Origin of the sequence: Kitasatospora sp. NPDC087861, from assembly GCF_044742585.1 — a bacterium.
In the GTDB taxonomy this organism is placed as follows: domain Bacteria; phylum Actinomycetota; class Actinomycetes; order Streptomycetales; family Streptomycetaceae; genus Kitasatospora.
On sequence record NZ_JBIUUS010000025.1, the window covers coordinates 94809 to 113517 of the forward strand.

Consider the following 18709-nt stretch of genomic DNA (forward strand, 5'->3'; position numbering starts at 1 on the left):
AGAAAATATCAATCCTGCTGGGTTCGCATGTCGTCAGTTGGCGTTCCCGCCCGGGATCACTACAGTGCGTGCAAAACCGGGTGATCTTGAAAAGGCAGAGGCGCTTGCAGAATCGAGCTGAGACGACTCGGAGGTCTGTCCTCGAATCAGCTGCTCGGATGTTCGACGAACGCGGATACGCGGGCACGAGCATCAGTGACATCAGCGCGGCCTCGGGACGGACGAGCGGCGCCATCTACTTCCACTACACCAGCAAGGAGAACCTGGCCCGTACCGTCATCGAGGCGCACTTCGCCTCGTGGCCGGAGCTCGTCGCGCGCCACACCGGCACCCCGGCGCCCGCGCTGGAGCAACTCGTCCGGCTGAGCTTCGCGGTGGCGCGGGCCTTCCGCGACGACGTCGTGGTCAGGGCCGGCGCCCGGCTCTGGTCCGAGCGCGCGGCCATCGACGCCGACCTCCCGGTGCCCTTCGTGGGATGGATCGACACCGTCCGCTCCCTGCTCGAACGCGCGGGCGCCGAGGGCGAACTCGCCGCCCGCGTCGACCCGGCGACCGCGGCCCACGGCGTGATCTGCGCCTTCTTCGGGCTGCACACCGTCTCCGACGCGATCGACGGACGGCTCAGCATCGAGGACCGCCTGGCGGACCTGTGGCACCTGCTGCTGCCGGGTCTGCAGAAGCACCCCGACCCCGCCGCCCTCCTCGCCGTGGTGCGGCCCGGGCGGGCCTGCCGCACCAACCGGCCGGGCAGCGCGGGGGATTGACGCGGGGATCGATGCCGGGATTGACGCGGAATCGACCCCCGCGGACTCCCGGGAGAGGGCCGATCCGCCCGGCGTCGCTAGCATGGGCAGGCATCGCGCCACCACGTCCCGGGGCCGGCGGCACGACGGCGCCACGCCCCGGGCGGGGGACGGCCGCCGGCACCGTCGACAGCACGGCGGGAAGGGGGCGTCAGGAGTATGGCACCGGTTCAGTGGGCGAGCGGGCCGAGCGGGCAGGGGTGGGTCCAGGTCCTGGAGTTCCTGCTCGCCTTCCTGCTCTCCGGCCTGATCGGAGTCGAGCGGCAGCTCCGCCACAAGGCCGCCGGGCTGCGGACCTACACGACCGTCGGCGCCGGCGCGGCGCTGTTCACCCTGGTGAGCAAGTACGGCTTCACCGACGTCGTGCACACGGGCACGGTCGAGCTGGACCCCTCGCGGATGGCCGCGCAGATCGTGTCGGGGCTCGGCTTCATCGGCGCCGGTGTGATCTTCGTGCACCGGGGCTGGGTCCAGGGGCTGACGACGGCGGCCACGATCTGGCTCACGGCGGCCGTGGGCGCCGCCGCGGCCGCGGGCCTGCCGCTGCTCGCGGCGCTGACCGTCGCGGCGTACTTCGTCGTGTCCTACGCGATAAGGCCGTTGCTGAACCGGCTGCCCGCGCTGCGCCGGGCCGCGGTCTCGTACCGGATCATCTACCGCCCCGGCCAGGAGGTGCTGCGGGAGGTGCTGGACCAGTGCACCCGGGCGGGCTTCGCCGTCCTCGAACTGCGCACGCTGTCCGGCGTGGCCGGGGAACTCTCCGGCGAGGCCGCCGAGAAGCCCGTCGAGGTCGCCCTGTCCGTCCAGGGACAGGGCGACGCCGGCGGGCTCACCGCGCAGATCGCCTCGGTGGCCGGAGTGCTCACCTGCATCCGCGGCCGGTCCGACGAGGAGTGACGCCGCGGGGCGGACCGGCCCTACGGCCGACAGCGGTACGACGGGGCCTGGCGCCGGGAAGATCCACCGGCAGAAGCACGGGCTGCCGTACCTCTGCCGGTGGTGGACGGCTGACGGCCGGACGTCAGCGCGTGCCGACGGCGGGCAGGCGCTCCATGATCCGTTCCATGCCGCTGGTCCAGTTGGCCTCCAGGGCGGCGACCGCCTGCTCCATGTCGCCGTCGAGCAGGCACTGGGCGATCCGCTCGTGCTCCTCGGCGGCGCGTTCGAGGATCGCGTGGTCGCCGACGACCACCCGCTCGTAGCGGTGCAGGGTCAGCTTGAGCGAGTCGATCAGCTCGCGCAGCCGGGCGTTGGCGCAGCCGGAGAGCAACAGCGCGTGCCAGGCGTCGTCGTAGCGCTCTATGGTGCCGTGCGGAGCCTGCGGCGCGGAGAAGGCGCGTGCCTCCGCCAGCAGCCGGGGCGCGATGGCGGACAGGTGCTCCCGGTCGGAGGTCCGCAGCGCCAGGGACTCCAGGGCGATCAGGATGGCCGTGAGGTCGAGGAACTCCTGCCTGCCGGTGGGCGCAAAGCGAAAGCCCTTGCCGCGCTCGCTGGTGATGATGCCTTCGCGCTCCAGGCTGATCAGGGCCTCGCGCAACGGGGTGCGGCTGACGCCCAGTTCCTCCGCGAGGTGGACCTCGTTGATCGACTCGCCGGGGGTGAACCGGCCGTGGCCCAGCCGCTCCAGGAGTTCGTCCTTCACCTGTTCGCGCAGCGGACGCCGCTCGATCGCCATCGGGCTTCCCTTCTTCCTCGGTCCGTAGCGTACCGGCCGGGTGTTGGTCAGGCGGTCCCGGCGCCGTCCACGGCGATGATCGCGCCGCTGACGAACGTGGCGGCGTCACTGGCGAGGAAGGCGACGGTCTGGGCGATGTCCCGAGGCTGGCCGATGCGGCCGAGCGGTCGGTCGGCGGCATCCGCGTAGAAGGCGTCGGGGCTCTCGCCGAGTTGGCGGGCCTCCTCGGCGAGCATACCGGTGTCGGTGTCGCCCGGGCACACGCAGTTGACGCGGATGTTGTCGGGCCCGTGGTCGATGGCCATGGCCCGGGTCATGTTGACGACGGCGCCCTTGGACGCGCAGTAGGAGACGGCCCGGCCGCCGCCCCGGATGCCCCAGCCGGAGCCGGTGTTGACGATGCTGCCGCCGCCGTTCGCGGCCATCAGCGGCACGACCAGGCCGCTGAGCAGCATGATGGAGCGGACGTTGACGGCCATCACCAGGTCCCAGTCGTCGTCGCGGATGTCGCAGACGGTGGACCGGCGGATGATCCCGGCGTTGTTGAACAGCACGTCGACGCCGCCGTGCAGGTCGACGGCGGTGCGCACGACCCGCTCGCAGTCCGCTCGTTGGGAGACGTCGCAGCGTACGAAGGCGCCGCCGGTCTCCTTGGCGGCCTGCTCGCCGCGGTCGGTGTCGAGGTCGGCGAGGACGACGGCCGCGCCGAGTTCGGCCAGCAGGGCGGCGGTGGCCCGGCCGATGCCGGAGGCGGCGCCGGTGACGATGGCGCGCTTGCCGTGGAGGTCGATCACTGGGGGGCTCCTCTTCGGGGCAGGGGGTGCGGCAGGGGCGGGGATGGGGTCAGCCGGTGAGGCGGTAGACGGCGCTGGAGCGGCGGCCGGTGATCACCCGGACGTGCCCGGACAGGGCGTGGTCCAGCGCGGGATCGCCGGTGTCCAGCAGGAGCGGACGGCCGGCGAGGGCGGCGAGCTTCGCCTCGGTGGCGAGGACGAGCAGCCGCTCGGGGCCCGCGGTGCGCAGCAGCTCGGGGGTGATCTGCTGGTTTCCGCGGCCGAGCAGGAAGCCCTGGCCGCCGATCGGCGACAGCGCGATCCACGGGGCGGCGGGCAGCGCCAGCAACTGGTCCGCCCGCGCGTCGCGGACCACGATCCGGGCGGTGCCGCCGGGTTCGAGGCGCAGCACGTCGACGCCGCCCGGGCAGGCGTCGGCCGCGCCGAGGGCGGCGGCGACGGCCTGGGTGGTGCCGCCGGGGCCGAGGGCGAGCAGCCCGCCGGGGCCGACCCGTCCGGCGACCTCGGCGGCGATGCCGCCCAGCGCCTCGGGGTCGGTGGCGGAGCTGCCGGTCTTGCGCTGCTGGACCCGGGAGGGCAGGACCGGGACGGTCAGCCACCCGTGGAGGCGGGCGGAGATCCGGCCGTCCCGCAGCGCCGCCTCGTCGCGGTCCATGACCTCGGCGGACACCAGCCGGACGCCCTCGCCGCCGGCCCAGGCGGCGGCCACCTCGGCGGCGGCACGGGGATGGACGGCGAAGACGGCGGAGTGCATCTTGACTCCGGCCGGGATGCCGAGGACGGGCGGGCCGGGCCCCGGCCCCAGAGCGGCGAGGACGTCGCGGGCCGTGCCGTCGCCGCCGCAGAACAGGAGCAGGTCCGTGCCGGCCGCGACGAGGGCGCGGACGGCCGCGCGGGTGTCCGCGGCCGTGGTGTCCGGGCCGGCGGGCCGGTGGACCACCGTCGCGTGCAGGCCGGCCGCCTGCGCCGCGTCCGCGCCCATCGGCCCGGCCGCGGTGAGCAGGGTCAGTGACCGTGCCAGCACGTTCAACTGACGTAGTGTCACTTCTGCCCGCAGGGTCGCGGCGGGTCGGGCGCCGAGGGTGCGGGCCCGCCGCTGGACCTCGGCGCCGTCGCTGCCCTTGAGGCCGACCCGGCCGCCGAGGCCGGCGACCGGGTTGACCACGAGCCCGATCCGGATCCCGGTCGTCACGGCTGCTCGCCGAGGACCTTGCGGCGGTAGGAGCGCCAGCTGACGGACCACACCTTCGGGTCGTCCAGCGGCTCGGGCCGGATGCGGTGCACGGTGGAGTTGTGCGGGGCCGTGCGGACGGTCTCCGGCTCCTCGTAGGCCTCGCGGGCGACCTCGGCGAGGATCGCGGCGTACTCGTCCAGGTCGGCGCGGGAGTAGGACTCGGTCGGCTCCAGCGTCATCGGCTCGGGGACGACGTAGGGGTGATGGCTGGTCCAGTAGTGGGTGCCGAAGTCGGCGGCGCGGTAGCCGAGGTCCTCGCTGTGCAGGCCGGTGTCCTCGGCGAGTTGGCGCCAGCTGTAGCGGACCTGTTCGACCCGCGGCCGCCCCTCGGCGTAGGGGACGCTGACGCCGCGGATCCGTTGGACCCGGTGCATCAGGTAGTTGTTGTTGAGCACCGCGATCTCGGCCGCTTCGCGCAGCCCCTCGGCGCCCAGGGACATGATCCAGGCGTAGGCGCGGACCAGGTTCGGGACGACGCCCAGGTACGGGCGGATCTTGCCGATGGACTCCGGCCGGTCGTGGTCGAGGACGTACCGCTCGCCGTCGAACTCGACGGTGGGGCGCGGCAGGTAGGGCGCGAGCTCGGCGGTGACGCCGCAGGCGCCGGCGGCCGGGCCGCCACAGGCGTGCGGGGTGGAGAAGGTCTTGTGCAGGTTGAAGTGGCACAGGTCGAAGCCGGCCTCGCGGGCCCGGGTGATGCCGAGCACGCCGTTGGCGTTGGCCTGGTCGTAGGCGCACAGACCGCCGGCCGCGTGGACGATGCGGACGAACTCGGCGATCCGGGGGTTGTAGATCCCGGTGTCCTCGGGGTTGGTGATGAGCAGCGCGGCGGTGCGGGGGCCGACGGCGGCGCGCAGCGCCTCGATGTCGGGGTAGCCGTCCGCGTCCGGGTGGAGCGTGATCACCTTGAACCCGGCGGTCTTGGCGCAGGCGGCGTTGGAGGGGTGCGAGAAGGCGGTGGTGATGACCTCGTCGCGCTGCTCCGGTTCGCCGCGGGCGGCGAAGTGGGCGCGGATGACGGAGACGTTGGTCCAGATCGCGGCGGATCCGGCGCCGGGCTGCAGCGAGACCCGGTCCATGCCGGACACCTCTTTGAGCAACTGCTCCAGCCGATGGACGAGTTCGAGCACGCCCTGGACGGTCGTGGCGTCCTGGGCCGGGTGCAGGGCGGCGATCCGCGGGTCGCGGACGAAGGAGTCGTTGACCTTGGGGCTGTACTTCATGGTGCAGGTGCCCTGGCCGACGTCGATGTTGAGGTCGGCGCCGAGGTTCTCCTGGGAGAGCCGCAGGTAGTGGCGGAGCACCTGCTGCTGGCCGAGTTCGGGCAGCGCGGGCGGGGTGCCGCGGCGCAGTGCGGCGGGCAGGCGGTCGGCGGGGCTGCCGACGGCGGCGGTCACGGCGGGTTCGGGCGTCGGGGGCAGGATTCCGCGCTCGCCGGGCGCGCCCAGTTCGAAGATCAGCTTCTCGTCCCAGCGGGCCTGGTGGAAGCGGCGCAGGGCGGGCTTCGGCGCGATCCGCGGGTCGGTCGTCCCGGGCCGGTCGGTGGTCTCGGGCTCGCCGGCGATCGGCTGACGGCCGGCGATCGGGTGATGGTCCGTCACTTGACGATCTCCTCAAGGGCGGCGGCGAGGCGGTCGATGTCGGCCTGGGTGTGGAGCTCGGTGACGCAGTAGCGGCCCTCGCGCTCCCCGGCCGGGGTGCCGGCGTGGAAGCCGCGGTCGAGCAGGGCGGCGGCGATCTCGGCGGCGGTGCGCTCGCCGGTGTAGCGGAGGGTGAAGTCGGCGAAGTGCACGGCCTCGGGGTCGCCCGCCGCCACGCCGGGGACCTCGGCGAGGCGCCGGCGGGCGTAGGCGGTGTGGGCGAGGATCGTCTCGCCGATCTCGCGCATGCCGTGCGGCCCCATCAGCGCGAGGTAGACCCCGGCGGCGATGCCGTGCAGGGCGGCGGCGGTGCCGACCCACTCCTTGCCCTCCTCGCGCAGCGCGAAGGAGGTGCGCTCGTAGGCGACGTCGCCGAAGCCGTACTCGCCCGGCACGTCGGTGGGGACGAGGCCGAAGAGGCGGCTCGGGTACTCGGCGACCAGGCGTTCGTCGTCCTGGCTGGCGATGAAGCCCGCGTTGCCGCCGCCGAAGCTGGGGTGGATGCCGAGCGGCTGGAGGTCGCCGCAGGTGAGGTCGGCGCCGAAGGAGGCGGGCGGGGCGAGCACGCCGAGGCTCAGCGGGTTGGCGCCGACGACGGCCAGCGCGCCCGCCCGGTGGGCGAGTTCGACGTACTGCGGCAGCTCGGGGTCGACCCGGCCGCGGTGGTCGGTCAGCTCGGCGAAGACGGCGGCGGTGTCGCCGGTGGCGAGGGCGGCGTGGACGGCCTCGGGCTCGGCGGGGACGTGCACGAGGTCGTGGATCCCGTGCACGTAGTCGTGGATCCGGGACAGCTTGTCGGGGTCGAGCTCGCCGACGAGGACCAGCCGGCGCCGCCCGGTCGCCCGGCCGGCCATCCGCAGTGCGGTCGCGGCGGCCTGGAAGCCGTCGTAGGTGGGCACGTTGACGACCTCGACCGCCAGCAGCTCGGCCATCAGGGACTGGTACTCCCACAGCGCCTGGAAGCGGCCGTGGTCCTCGTACGGCTCGCCGGCGTAGGCGGTGAGGAACTCGCTGCGGTTGACGACCTCGTCGACCACGGCGGGCACGTGGTGGCGGTAGCACCCGGCGCCGAGGAAGCTGCGGCCGGGCGGGACGGCGGCGTTGCGGGAGAGCAACTCCTCCATGTGGGCGACCAGTCGGGCCTCGGAGCCGAGCGGCTCGGGCAGCCGCAGCGGGCGATCCAGCCGCAGCGCGGCGGGGATGTCGGCGTAGAACTCCTCGACGGTCCGCGCGCCGATCGCCGCCAGCATCGCGGTCTTGACGTCGGGGGCGGAGTTGGGGATGTACGGGTGGGTTCGGGGAACGCGTGCGGTCATCCTGGCACCTTCCGCGATTTCGGTCACAGGCCTTGACGGCACTGTGTGTGCTGAGTTCTGTATACAGCATTCGGCATTCACTCTTCAGGAGGCAAGATGTCGGGAGGAACGATCTCAACCGGCAGTCGTCGCAGACACGTTGACGGCCCCGGCGGTGGTCGGTGCGGGCCCGGCTCGGGCCCCTCCCGCCGCCGTGTCCTCGGCGCCGGGCTGGCCGGCGGCGCGCTGCTGCTGACCGGGGCGGCGGGCTGCGCCACCGGCGGCGCCGGGACCCCGGACGCCAAGCGGCTGGACGCCGGCTCCGGCGGCAAACTCGCCGGGAAGATCACCGTCTGGTCCTGGGACGTGGCCGCCAAGGCCATGCAGCGGCTCGGCAAGGCCTTCGAACAGGCCCACCCCGGCACCACCATCGACGTCGTCGACATCGGCTACGACAACGCCTACGACAAGATCACCGTCGGACTCAGTGCCGGCAGCGGGCTACCGGACGTGCTGACCGTCGAGGGCCACCGACTGCCCACCTACATCGGCAACTTCCCCAACGCGCTGGTCGACCTGACCGGCCGGGCCGCCGGCCTCGCCCCGGACTTCGCGCAGGCGGCCTGGCGCACCGTCACCAACGCGGCCGGCCGGGTCTTCGCACTGCCCTGGGACAGCGGCCCCTGCGCCCTCTTCTACCGCCGCGACCACTTCCAGCAGGCCGGCGTCGATCCGGCCGGCCTCGCCACCTGGGACGACTACCTCGCCGCCGGGACCACCCTCAAGGCCCGCACCGGCAAGAAGCTGCTCATCATGGACACCAAGCAGGACAGCACGTTCTCCCTGCTGCTCCAACAGCAGGGCCAGGGCTGGTTCGTGGACGGCAAGGTCGCCGTCGCCTCACCCGCCGCCGAGCAGGCGCTCACCCTGATGAAACAGCTGGTCGACCGGGGCCTCGTCGACTTCGAGGACGGCTGGGACGGCCTGGTCTCCGGCACCCACGACGGCAAGGTCGCCACCATCCCCACCGCCGCCTGGTGGGACGGCACCCTCACCAGCGAGATGGCCGACCTGACCGGCAAGTTCGGCGTCGTGCCGCTGCCCGCGTTCACCCCCGGCGGCTGTCGCACCTCCAACAACGGCGGCTCCACCCTCTCCGTCACCGCACAGAGCAAGAACCCGGAACTGGCCTGGGCGTTCATCTCCGCCCTGCTCGCCGACAAGGCCAACCAGGCCTCGATGATGGAGCACGAGGGACTCTTCCCCGCCTACCTCCCGGCCCTGGACCACCCGTACTTCCAGCAGCCCGACGCCTACTACGCGAACCAGCCGGCCATGCGGCTGTTCGCCGACCTCGCCAGGTCCATCCCCACCGTCGAGGTCACCGCCGACGACTCCAAGGCCGGCGACATCGTCAACACCGCCGTCAACCAGGTGCTGCACGGCGGAGCCGATCCCGGCACCGTGCTGCGCTCCGCCGCCCGCCAGATCGCCACCGCGACCAGTCGCCAGCCGGCCCCGTAGGGACACGCGCCATGACCAGTCTCCAGGCCCCCGCCCCCGAGGTGGCCGCCGTACCCGCGCGGACCGCGCGCACCCGGCGACGACGGCTGCCGCGCTCCGCGGCCTGGCTCTTCGCCGGGCCCACGGCCGTGCTCTTCATCCTCTTCTTCGCCTATCCGCTCGGCGCCAGCCTCTACCAGAGCTTCACCGCCCGCCGCGACGGCGTCACCGTCTGGGTCGGGCTGGACCAGTACCGGCGGATGCTGGACGACCCGGCCTTCCTGCACTCCCTGGTCAACACCGCGATGATCCTGGCCGTCCAGGTGCCCGTGATGATCGGGCTGGCGCTGGTGCTGGCCGTCCTGCTGAACCAGTCCTGGCTGCGGTTCCGGGCCGGCTGGCGGGCGGTCTTCTTCCTGCCCGCGGTCACCACGCTGGTCGCCTACGCCGTCGTCTTCCAGGTCCTGCTGCGCACCGACGGCGGTCTGGCCAACCAGCTCCTGCACGCGCTCGGCGCCGGCCCGGTCGACTGGCTGAACTCGCCCACCTGGGCCCGGATCTCCCTGATCGGCTCGGTCACCTGGCGCTGGACCGGCTACAACGCCGTCATCCTGCTCGCCGGCCTGTACGCCATCGGCCGGGACCAGTACGAGGCCGCCGCCCTCGACGGCGCGGGCACGCTGCGCACCTACACCAGTGTGATCCTGCCGCAGCTGCGGCCGGTGGTGCTGTTCTGCGTCATCACCTCCACCATCGGCACGCTCCAACTCTTCGACGAGAACTACGTGCTGACGCGCGGCGGCCCCGGCGACGCGACCCTCACCCCGGTGGTCTATCTGTACAAGGTCGGCTTCCAGCAGCTCGACTTCGGCTACGCGGCCGCGATCGCCTGGGTCGTGGTGCTGGTCATCGCCGCGGTCTCCCTCCTCCAGTTCCGGCTCTACGGAAGGGAACGCCGCCGGTGAGCCCCACCTCCGCCCCCACCCCTGCCGCCGCCCGTACCCGTCCCCGTACCCGGCCGTTGCCCGCCCGGCTCGGCCGCGGCGCCGTCCTGCTCGCGCTCGCCCTCGGAGCCGTCGTCAGCCTGGTGCCCTTCGTCTGGATGCTGATCGCGAGCACCCACAGCAGCTCCGAGCTCTTCCACTCCCCGCCGCCGTTCCTGCCCGGCGGGGACCTGCTGCGCAACCTGGCCCACCTGCAGCAGAGCATCGGCTTCGGCCGGGTGCTGCTCAACAGCCTGGGCATCGCCGTCGTCTACACCGCGCTGAGCTCGGTGCTGTCGGCGATGTGCGGCTACGGGCTGGCCAAGTACCGTTTCCGGGGCCGCGGGCTGCTGCTCGGGCTGGTGCTGGCGACCATGATGATCCCGCTGCAGGTGCTGCTCGTCCCGCTGTTCCAGATGATGGCCAGCGTCGGCTGGATCGACAGCTACCAGGCAGTCATCCTGCCCTTCCTGGCCAACTCCTTCGGCATCCTGCTGATGCGCCAGGGCTTCCTGGACTTCCCCGACGAACTGCTGGAGTCCGCGCGCATCGACGGCTCCGGCGAACTGCGCACCTTCTACCAGGTGGTCCTGCCCTGCGTGCGGCCGCAGCTGGGCGCGCTGGTGATCTTCACCTTCATGGGCCAGTGGAACAGCTTCATCTGGCCGCTGCTGATGCTCAACACCGAGGACAAGTACACCGTGCCGGTCGCGCTCAACACACTGACCGGGCTCACCCACGTCGACTACTCCGGCCTCATGCTCGGCTCCCTGCTGGCCACCCTCCCGCTGGTGCTGCTCTTCCTGCTCTTCCAGCGGCAGTTCGTGGCCGGCCTGCTCGGCGGAGCGCTGAAAGGATGACCGCCCGCATGAACGCACTCACCCGTGTGTCCGGCCTCCTCTACGGCGGGGACTGGAACCCCGAGCAGTGGCCCGAGGAGGTGTGGGCGGAGGACGTGAAGCTGATGGCCGAGGCCGGGGTCAACCTGGTCACCGTCGGCGTCTTCTCCTGGGCCCGCCTCCAACCGGCCGCCGACGTCTGGGACTTCGGCTGGCTGGACCGGCTGCTCGACCTCGTCCACGGCCACGGCATCGCCGTCGATCTGGCCACCGCCACCGCCTCGCCGCCGGCGTGGCTGGTGCGGGCCCACCCGGAGCTGCTGCCCGTCACCGCCGACGGCGTCCGGCTGGAGTTCGGCTCGCGTCAGCACTACTGTCCCTCCTCCGCCGTCTACCGGGCCGCCGCCGCCCGGCTCACCCGGGCCCTGGCCGAGCGCTACCGCGACCACCCGGCGCTGGCCCTGTGGCACATCCACAACGAGTACGGCGACCACGTCCAGGAGTGCTTCTGCCCCGCCTCCGCCACCGACTTCCGGCGCTGGCTGCGCGAGCGCCACGGCACCGTCGAGGAGCTCAACCGGTCCTGGGGGACGGCCTTCTGGTCCCAGCGGTACGGGTCGTTCGACGAGATCGAGCCGCCGCGCACCGCGCCCGGACCGGTCAACCCGACCCAACTGCTGGACTGGCGCCGGTTCTGCTCGGACGCGCTGCTGGCCCTCCACCGCACCGAGAAGGCCGTCCTCGACGAGGTCTCGCCCGGCGTGCCGGTCACCACCAACTTCATGTCGATGCTCAAGTCGCTGGACTACTGGGAGTGGAGCCGCCACGAGGACCTCGTCTCCGACGACGCCTACCCTGACCCGGCGGACCCTCGCGCGCACGTCAACGCGGCCATGAACTACGACCTGATGCGCTCGCTCAAGGGCGGCAAGCCGTGGCTGCTGATGGAGCAGGCCCCCTCGGCCGTCAGCTGGCGGCCCGTCAACCTGCCGAAGCGGCCCGGACTGTACCGGCTCTGGTCACTGCAGGCGCTGGCCCGGGGCGCGGACGGGATACTGCACTTCCAGTGGCGGGCCTCGGTGGCCGGGGCCGAGAAGTTCCACAGCGCGATGCTGCCGCACCGCGGCACGGCCTCGCGCGGCTGGCGCGAGACCGTCCGGTTCGGCGCCGACCTGCGCCGGCTGGGGGAGCTCGCGGGTACCCGGATGCGCGGGCAGGCGGCCGTCCTGCTCGACTGGGACAGCTGGTGGGCACTGGAGCTGGACGACCACCCCTCCGCGCGGATGCGCTGGCCCGACCTGCTCCGGCCCTGGTACGCGGCGCTCCACGACCGCGGCGTGACCGTGGACTTCGTCCCGCCCACCGGAGCGTTCGACGGCTACCGGCTGCTGCTCGCCCCCAACCTGTACCTGCTCGACACCGCCACCGCCGACCGGCTCACCGCCTTCGTCACAGCGGGCGGCCACCTGGTCTGCGGCCCGTTCAGCGGCATCAGCGACCGGCACGACCACATCCACCCCGGCGGCCACCCGGGCCCGTTGCGGCCGCTGTTCGGCGTCGTCGTCGACGAGCACTGGCCGATCCCCGACGGGGCGGCGACCGCCGTCCGGCTCGACCAGGGCGGGGCGGAGCTCCGGGCGGAGCACTGGAGCGAGTGGATCGACACCGAGGGCGCCGAGACCGTCGCCCGCTACGCCTCCGGAGAACTGGCCGGCCTCCCGGCCGTCACCCGGCACCGGCACGGCACGGGCAGCGCCTGGTACCTCGGCTGCCACCTCGGCGCGGACGTCGGCCGGGTGCTCGACCTGCCGCTCGCCGAGGCCGGGGTGGCCGCCGAGGTGGCGGACCTGCCGACGGGCGTGGAGGCCACCCGCCGCCGCGCCGAGGACGGCACCGGCTACCTGTTCCTGCTCAACCACGGCTCCGCCGAGTGCCGGGTGACGCTGGGCGAGCCCGGCACCGACCTGCTCACCGGCACCGACGTCGCCGAGGGCGTCACCCTCGCACCGCTGGGCGCCGCCGTCGTCCGGGTCCGGCCGGTGCCCCGCACCTCTGCCTCCCCGTCCCCCTCCACCCCTGCCGAGGAGCGCGCATGAAGCCGCTGACCCGCCGCCACGTCCTGGCCACCACGGTCGCCGCCGGCACCGCCCTCGCCGCGGGTGGCGTCGCGCCGGCGGCCGTCGCCGACGAGCGCCCCACCTCCCCGGCCGACGACGGCACCGCAGGCCCGGCCGGCAACGGCACCGCAGCCCTGCTCGACCGCTACGCCGACGTCCTCGACCTGCACGGCACACCCGCGCAGGCGTACCCCGGCGACGCCGGGGGCAACAACCCGATCAACGTCTTCGCCGACCTGGGCGCCTGGCACGCCTACGCCCTGCCGCGCCCGCAGGAGCCGCTCGGCGGTTTCACCGGCCCGCTCCACGTGGCCCAGGAGTACCCGTGGTGGCTCAGCGACGGCCTCAGCCGGATCCACCTGAGCGAGCAGGGCCGGGCGCTGGACCTCGCAGGCGGCGCAGCCCCCCGGCTCACCTCGCTGCCCGGCCTGCTGCGGCAGTCCTACGAGCTCGGCGGCGGACTGGAGCTCACCCTGGAACTGCGCTTCGCGGGCAACCGCACCGCCCTGGTCCGGGCGCGGCTGGCCAACGACGGCGCGGGCGAGCGGACCCTGCGGGTCGCCTGGACCGGGACGCTGCTCCGCCCGGCCGACGCCCCGCAGCGTGACGCCCCCCACCTGGTCGCCGCCGAGCGCGGCGTAGCCGTCCGGTTCGCGCGCGTGCGGCGGACGTGGGACTACCTCACCGACGGCACCGAGCGCTTCGAGGTCCGCCACGCCGCGCCGGTCCGCACCATCGTCAGCGGCGACAGCCACCGCACCGAACTGGCCGACGCCGTACGGCTGGCACCGGGCGCGGCCCGCACCCTGGCCTGGACCGAGAGCTACACGTTCACCGAGGCCGAGTACGCCCGCGCCGCCGCCGAGGCGGACGCCGCGCTGCGCGCCCCGGACCGGGTCGCGGCGGCGGGCGCCGCCCGTTGGGCCGGGTACGTCGCCCGGGCGACCGAGGGCGTCCCGGCCGCGCGCCGCCGGGCGGCCGTCAAGTGCGTACAGACCCTCGTCACCAACTGGCGCAGCCCGGCCGGGCGGATCCGGCACGACGCGATCACGCCCTCGCTCTCGTACAAGTGGTTCAGCGGGGTCTGGGCCTGGGACACCTGGAAGCAGGCCGCCGGCACCGCCGTCTTCGCCCCCGGCCTCGCCGCCGACCAGATCCGGGCGATGTTCGACCACCAGATCCGACCCGACTCCGCCGACCGCCCGCAGGACGCCGGGATGATCCCGGACTGCGTCTTCTACAACGACCCGAGCACCGGCGGCGGCAACTGGAACGAGCGCAACTCCAAGCCCCCGCTGGCCGCCTGGGCGGTCTGGGAGGTCTACCGGCACGGCGGCGACCGCACGTTCCTGCGCGAGATGCTGCCCAAGCTGACCGCCTACCAGGAGTGGTGGTACCGCAACCGGGACCACGAGGGCGAGGGCCTGTGCGAGTACGGCGCCACGGTCGACCCGGGCAACGCCGCCCCGCAGGACTGCGTCCTGGCGGCGGCCTGGGAGTCCGGCATGGACAACGCGCCGCGCTTCGACGCCGCGCTCGGCACCACGGTCGTCGCCAACCACGGCGCGCAGGGGGCCCTGCTGGGCTGGTCCCTGACCCAGCGGTCCGTCGACCTGAACGCCTACCTGGCCGCCGACCACCGCTCGCTGGCCGCCATCGCCGCCGAACTGGGCGACCGTGCCACCGCCCAGCGGCTGCGCGGCCGGGCCGACGCGATCGACCGGGCCGTGCGCGACACCATGTTCGACCCGGCCACGGGCTGGTTCCACGACACGGACCTGGCCACCGGGGCCCGGCTCACCGGCCGCGGACGCGGCATCGAGGGTGCGATCCCGCTCTGGTCCGGCACCGCGACCCCCGCCCAGGCCCGGGCGGTGCGCAGGCTGCTGCTCGACCCGGCGGAGTTCGGCACCGCGCTGCCGTTCCCGACGGTGGCCCGCAGTTCCGCGTACTTCGATCCGGCCGGGTACTGGCGCGGGCTGGCCTGGCTCGACCAGACCTACTTCGCCATCGAGGGCCTGCGCCGGTACGGCTGGAACCAGGACGCCCGGCAGGCGACGGACCGGCTGCTGGCGACGGCCGCCGGCCTCGGCGGTGACGGGCCGCTGCGGGAGAACTACGACCCGCTGACGGGGGAGGGGCGGAACTCCACCAACTTCAGCTGGTCCGCCGCCCTGCTCCTGCTGCTCCTGCGCAGCTGACCGGCGCTTCGAGGTACCCGCCCGGCCCTGGCATGATCGGTGCATGAACGAACGACTCATCGCAGCCTGTGACGGAGCGGCCAAGGGCAACCCCGGGCCGGCGGCCTGGGCCTACGTGGTCGCGGACGCCGCCGGAGTGCCGCAGCGCTGGCAGGCCGGTCCGCTCGGGCACAGCACCAACAACGTGGGCGAGCTGACGGCGTTGGAGCAGCTGCTGGTCGCGACGGACCCCGCCGTACCGCTGGAGGTCCGTCTCGACAGCACGTACACCCGCGACGCGGTGACGAAGTGGCTGGTCGGCTGGAAGCGCAACGGCTGGAAGACCGCCGCCGGCAAGCCGGTGGCCAACCAGGCGCTGATCCAGCACATCGACGCGCTCCTGGAGGGGCGGGACGTCACCTTCGTGTACGTGCCCGCCCACCAGGTGAACGGCGACCCGCTGAACGCCATCGCCGACAAGGCCGCCAGCGACGCCGCCCGCCGCCAGGAGGCCGCGGGCGGGACGGGCGCCGACCTCCCCGAGCCGGAACCGGCCCGGACCTCCCCCTCGCGCGGCGCCCGCACCGCCTCCTCGGCCGGGTCGAAGCCGAAGCGGGCCTCCTCGGGAGGCTCGCGGACCCTGTCCGCCCGATTCGCCGGCACCTGCCCGTGCACCCGTCCCTACGCCAAGGGCGACACGATCACCAAGGTGGGCGGCAGCTGGGGACACCCGGAGTGCGTGGGCGCCCACGCCTGAGCCTCGGGTCCGGGTGCGTTCGGGCTGCCGGCCTCGACGGCCGTCGCTGTGGCGGTGGCCGTCGCGGCCCGGCCCCGTCCGCCGGCCTGGGACACGCCGCTGCCGGAGCCGGGCGACGCCTGAATCCGGAGGCCGGCTGCCCGGCGGCGCCTGGACTCGGAGGCGGAGTGCCCGGCGGCGTCTGGACTCGGAGGCGGAGTGCCCGGCGGCGTCTGGACCCGGAGGCCGAGTGCCCGGCGGCCGGGCGCCCGACGGCTCGCTACCTCTCGGCCGGCTCGACGGCGCTCAGCGGGGTGGCCAGCGACTCCAGGCTGCGCCCCTCCGCCCGGATGCCGATCGCGGCCTCCACCAGCCCCGCGGCCGTCATCAGCGCCGCCCCGATGCAGAACGCCAGCGTGGTCTGCGAGACCTTCCCGCTGCTCACCAGGCCGTTGAAGAGCAGCGGCCCGCTGATGCCGCCGACCGCCGTGCCGACGGCGTAGAAGAAGGCGATGGACATCGCCCTGGTCTCCAGCGGGAAGATCTCGCTGACCGTCAGGTAGGCCGCGCTGGCCCCGGCGGAGGCCAGGAAGAGCACGGCCGTCCAACAGGCCGTCATGCCGGTGGCGGAGAGGGCGCCGCGCTGGAAGAGCGCGGCGGTGCCGAACAGGAGCAGCCCGGAGCCGATGTACGTGCCGGCGATCATCGGCACCCGCCCGACCGAGTCGAAGAGGTGGCCGAGCAGCAGTGGGCCGAGGAAGTTGCCGACCGCGATCACCGCGAAGTAGTAGCCGGTGTCGCCCTCCGGCACGTCGAAGTACGTGGTCAGGATGACGGCGTAGCCGAAGGTCACCGAGTTGTAGAGGAACGCCTGGCCGATGAACAGCGCGAGACCGAGCACCGTGCGGCGTGGGTAGCGGCGGATGACGGTGCGGGCGAGGGTGACGAAGCCGAGCGGGCCGCGCTCCCGGATCCTGATCGGCTTCCCGGTGACCGGCGGCAGCGGTCGGCCGGTCTCCCGCTCCACGATCTCCTCGGCCCCGGCCACCACCGTCTCGGCCTCTTCGGCCCGCCCGTGGGTGAACAGCCAGCGCGGACTCTCCGGAACGTGCCGGCGGACCAGCAGGATCGCCAGCCCCAGCACCACGCCCATCCCGAAGGCGAGCCGCCAGCCCACGTCCGTCGCGAAGAGCGAGGTGTCGAGCAGCGCGACGGACGCGAAGGCGCCGATCGCGGCGCCGACCCAGAAACTGCCGTTGATGATCAGGTCGATTCGGCCGCGCACCCGGGCCGGGATCAGCTCGTCGATCGCCGAGTTGATCGCCGCGTACTCGCCGCCGATGCCGAAGCCGGTGAAGAAGCGGCAGAGGAAAAAGAACCAGGCCGTCCAGGAGAGCGAGGTGATGGCGGTCGCCGCCAGGTACACGGCGAGCGTCAGCATGAACAGTTTCTTGCGCCCGAGCCGGTCGGTCAGCCAGCCGAAGAACAGCGCCCCGCTGCAGGCGCCCGCCACGTAGGTCGCGGCGGCGACGGTGGTCACCTGGGCCGTCGTGATGCTGATGCCGCTGCCGGGCTGCGCGAGCCGGGCCGCCATGTTGCCGACGATGGTGACCTCCAGGCCGTCCAGGATCCAGACGGTGCCCAGGCCGATGACGATCCGCCAGTGCCAGCGGGACCACGGCAACCGGTCCAGCCTCGCCGGCACGTCGGTCTCGACGACCAGGGATCCACCGGCGGGATCGGCCGGTGTCCGTGGTGCGGACGGCTTCGCGTGATCGGCCACGACGGGCCTCCTTCGCTCCTCGAAACGGAAGGCCCCGCGTCTGCCCGCTTCGCCCGCGACCACACCGGGGCACGATCGTCACGCTCGGTGAGCGGTGACGCCCTCTCCGTCATTCTGCCCGGGGGTCGGAGGGGACGCGGGGACGATGCGGTCCTCTCGTGTCGCCGGGGTGCCGGGAGGCCGGTGCCCGTCGTGGGGCGGGTGGCGCGCTCCCGGGCACAGCCGTGGCGGCTGCGCCCGGCGGGCCGGGGCCAGGGAGCGGGCCTACTGCTCGACGTACTTGCGCAACACCTGCTGGTAGTCCGCGAACTCGGGCTCGGTGTGCAGCTTGGAGACGTCCTTCTTCAGGTAGGCCATGCCCGGGCAGCTGGGCTTCGCACTGCCGAGCAGCTGCTCGGTGCCGACCTTCCTGCCGGTCCTGGCCTCGTACACGCTCACCTCGTACGTGCCCCGGTGGAGCTTGAGGGAGTCCGAGGTGAACGTGCAGTCGGTCAGGAACTCGGCCTCGCCGGGCGAGTCCAGACAGGCGATCAGCTGGACGCGGTACGGGTCCAGGTGCGACCCGCTCCAGTGGTCCGGAGAGCCGCCGGCCGGGGCGGCGGGGTGCCGGACCGGATTCCGCCGGGATTTCCAGGCCGCCTCCCCCTACTCCCTTTCCGGCCCCTTTCACGGTGATTTCCCGGGGAGGTCGAGGAGGGGTCGAGAGGCGGTGGAAAGGTCTTTCCGGCGGGGGTGGGCTGTGTTGTGGTGGGTGGTGGTGGAACCCTGGCCGCGGCCTCGTGGGCGGCCTTGCACGGGCGGACAGCCGCTGGTGGGCGGTGTAGACGCTCGCGCATGGACGTGAGTGCGGTGGCTATGGTTCGCCGACTCGGGGTGGATTTGAATGGTGCCATGACGACGAACCGAACGGGCTCGCAGATCGGACGGAGCCCCCGGATCGCGTCGGACCGGCCGGACGCCCTCGGCGTCTTCGGCGGGTCGGTCCCGTCGGTTTTCTCCGTTTCTTCGAATGAGGTGGTTGTGATGACGCGTAAGGGTGTTGTGGATCTTCCGGTCGATGATGGTGTGGTGCTCGTGGTGGGTGGCACGGGTAAGACGGGTCGGCGGGTGGCGGAGCGGTTGTCGGT

General features: G+C 73.2%; 15 protein-coding genes and 1 pseudogene. 9 read left to right on the forward strand and 7 right to left on the reverse strand.

The window, feature by feature from the left end; genetic code table 11:
* Positions 1 to 104: 104 nt before the first annotated feature.
* Both ACIOJE_RS29930 and ACIOJE_RS29935 read left to right on the forward strand, forming a co-directional pair.
* On the forward strand, positions 105 to 764 hold the full coding sequence (locus ACIOJE_RS29930; RefSeq protein ID WP_400675916.1) for a ScbR family autoregulator-binding transcription factor: 660 nt from the start codon (positions 105 to 107) through the stop codon (positions 762 to 764).
* Between the two features lie 198 nt (positions 765 to 962).
* A complete protein-coding gene (locus ACIOJE_RS29935; protein ID WP_400780377.1) occupies positions 963 to 1700 on the forward strand; it encodes an MgtC/SapB family protein in 738 nt (245 codons plus the stop codon).
* A gap of 124 nt (positions 1701 to 1824) precedes the next feature.
* Here the strand turns inward: ACIOJE_RS29935 and ACIOJE_RS29940 are convergent, their stop codons facing one another.
* The 5 genes from ACIOJE_RS29940 to gcvPA are packed head-to-tail and all read right to left on the reverse strand — an operon-like array spanning position 1825 to position 7462.
* A complete protein-coding gene (locus tag ACIOJE_RS29940) occupies positions 1825 to 2478 on the reverse strand; it encodes a GntR family transcriptional regulator (protein ID WP_280684170.1) in 654 nt (217 codons plus the stop codon).
* Positions 2479 to 2525: 47 nt separating this feature from the next.
* Positions 2526 to 3272 (reverse strand): SDR family NAD(P)-dependent oxidoreductase, encoded by a 747-nt coding sequence (locus ACIOJE_RS29945; protein ID WP_400780380.1) that lies wholly within the window; start codon positions 3270 to 3272, stop codon positions 2526 to 2528.
* A gap of 49 nt (positions 3273 to 3321) precedes the next feature.
* Entirely contained in the window at positions 3322 to 4464 is a 1143-nt protein-coding gene (locus tag ACIOJE_RS29950) for an ATP-NAD kinase family protein (RefSeq protein ID WP_400780383.1), read from the reverse strand.
* The gene (gene gcvPB, locus ACIOJE_RS29955; RefSeq protein ID WP_280684164.1) at positions 4461 to 6107 is read right to left on the reverse strand and encodes an aminomethyl-transferring glycine dehydrogenase subunit GcvPB; all 1647 of its coding nucleotides are present in this window, start codon (positions 6105 to 6107) and stop codon (positions 4461 to 4463) included. The genes ACIOJE_RS29950 and gcvPB overlap by 4 nt, the downstream gene beginning before the upstream one ends.
* Complete coding sequence (gcvPA, locus tag ACIOJE_RS29960) at positions 6104 to 7462, reverse strand: aminomethyl-transferring glycine dehydrogenase subunit GcvPA (protein WP_400780387.1); 1359 nt, start codon at positions 7460 to 7462, stop codon at positions 6104 to 6106. The genes gcvPB and gcvPA overlap by 4 nt, the downstream gene beginning before the upstream one ends.
* 96 nt (positions 7463 to 7558) lie before the next feature.
* On the opposite strand from gcvPA, the gene ACIOJE_RS29965 reads away from it, so the two are divergent.
* From ACIOJE_RS29965 to ACIOJE_RS29990, 6 genes are read left to right on the forward strand one after another with little or no spacing between them, the layout of a single operon-like run.
* Positions 7559 to 8965: an ABC transporter substrate-binding protein gene (locus ACIOJE_RS29965; RefSeq protein WP_400780390.1), complete on the forward strand. Its 1407-nt coding sequence runs from the start codon at positions 7559 to 7561 to the stop codon at positions 8963 to 8965.
* 11 nt (positions 8966 to 8976) lie between these two features.
* Complete coding sequence (locus ACIOJE_RS29970) at positions 8977 to 9909, forward strand: carbohydrate ABC transporter permease (protein WP_400780393.1); 933 nt, start codon at positions 8977 to 8979, stop codon at positions 9907 to 9909.
* Complete coding sequence (locus ACIOJE_RS29975) at positions 9906 to 10787, forward strand: carbohydrate ABC transporter permease (RefSeq protein ID WP_280684156.1); 882 nt, start codon at positions 9906 to 9908, stop codon at positions 10785 to 10787. Before ACIOJE_RS29970 ends, ACIOJE_RS29975 begins: the two co-directional genes overlap by 4 nt.
* 8 nt (positions 10788 to 10795) lie before the next feature.
* A complete protein-coding gene (locus ACIOJE_RS29980) occupies positions 10796 to 12862 on the forward strand; it encodes a beta-galactosidase (protein WP_400780397.1) in 2067 nt (688 codons plus the stop codon).
* A complete protein-coding gene (locus ACIOJE_RS29985; RefSeq protein WP_400780400.1) occupies positions 12859 to 15084 on the forward strand; it encodes an MGH1-like glycoside hydrolase domain-containing protein in 2226 nt (741 codons plus the stop codon). Before ACIOJE_RS29980 ends, ACIOJE_RS29985 begins: the two co-directional genes overlap by 4 nt.
* 43 nt (positions 15085 to 15127) lie before the next feature.
* Positions 15128 to 15820 carry a ribonuclease H gene (locus ACIOJE_RS29990; RefSeq protein WP_280684150.1) on the forward strand — a complete coding sequence of 231 codons (693 nt, stop codon included), beginning with the start codon at positions 15128 to 15130 and terminating at the stop codon, positions 15818 to 15820.
* A 259-nt stretch (positions 15821 to 16079) separates the two neighbouring features.
* Here the strand turns inward: ACIOJE_RS29990 and ACIOJE_RS29995 are convergent, their stop codons facing one another.
* Positions 16080 to 17582: an MFS transporter gene (locus ACIOJE_RS29995; RefSeq protein ID WP_400780403.1), complete on the reverse strand. Its 1503-nt coding sequence runs from the start codon at positions 17580 to 17582 to the stop codon at positions 16080 to 16082.
* 264 nt (positions 17583 to 17846) lie between these two features.
* Positions 17847 to 18014: a hypothetical protein gene (locus ACIOJE_RS30000; RefSeq protein ID WP_400780405.1), complete on the reverse strand. Its 168-nt coding sequence runs from the start codon at positions 18012 to 18014 to the stop codon at positions 17847 to 17849.
* A 459-nt stretch (positions 18015 to 18473) separates the two neighbouring features.
* On the opposite strand from ACIOJE_RS30000, the pseudogene ACIOJE_RS30005 reads away from it, so the two are divergent.
* A pseudogene (locus ACIOJE_RS30005) lies at positions 18474 to 18709 on the forward strand (hypothetical protein); the annotation flags it as partial.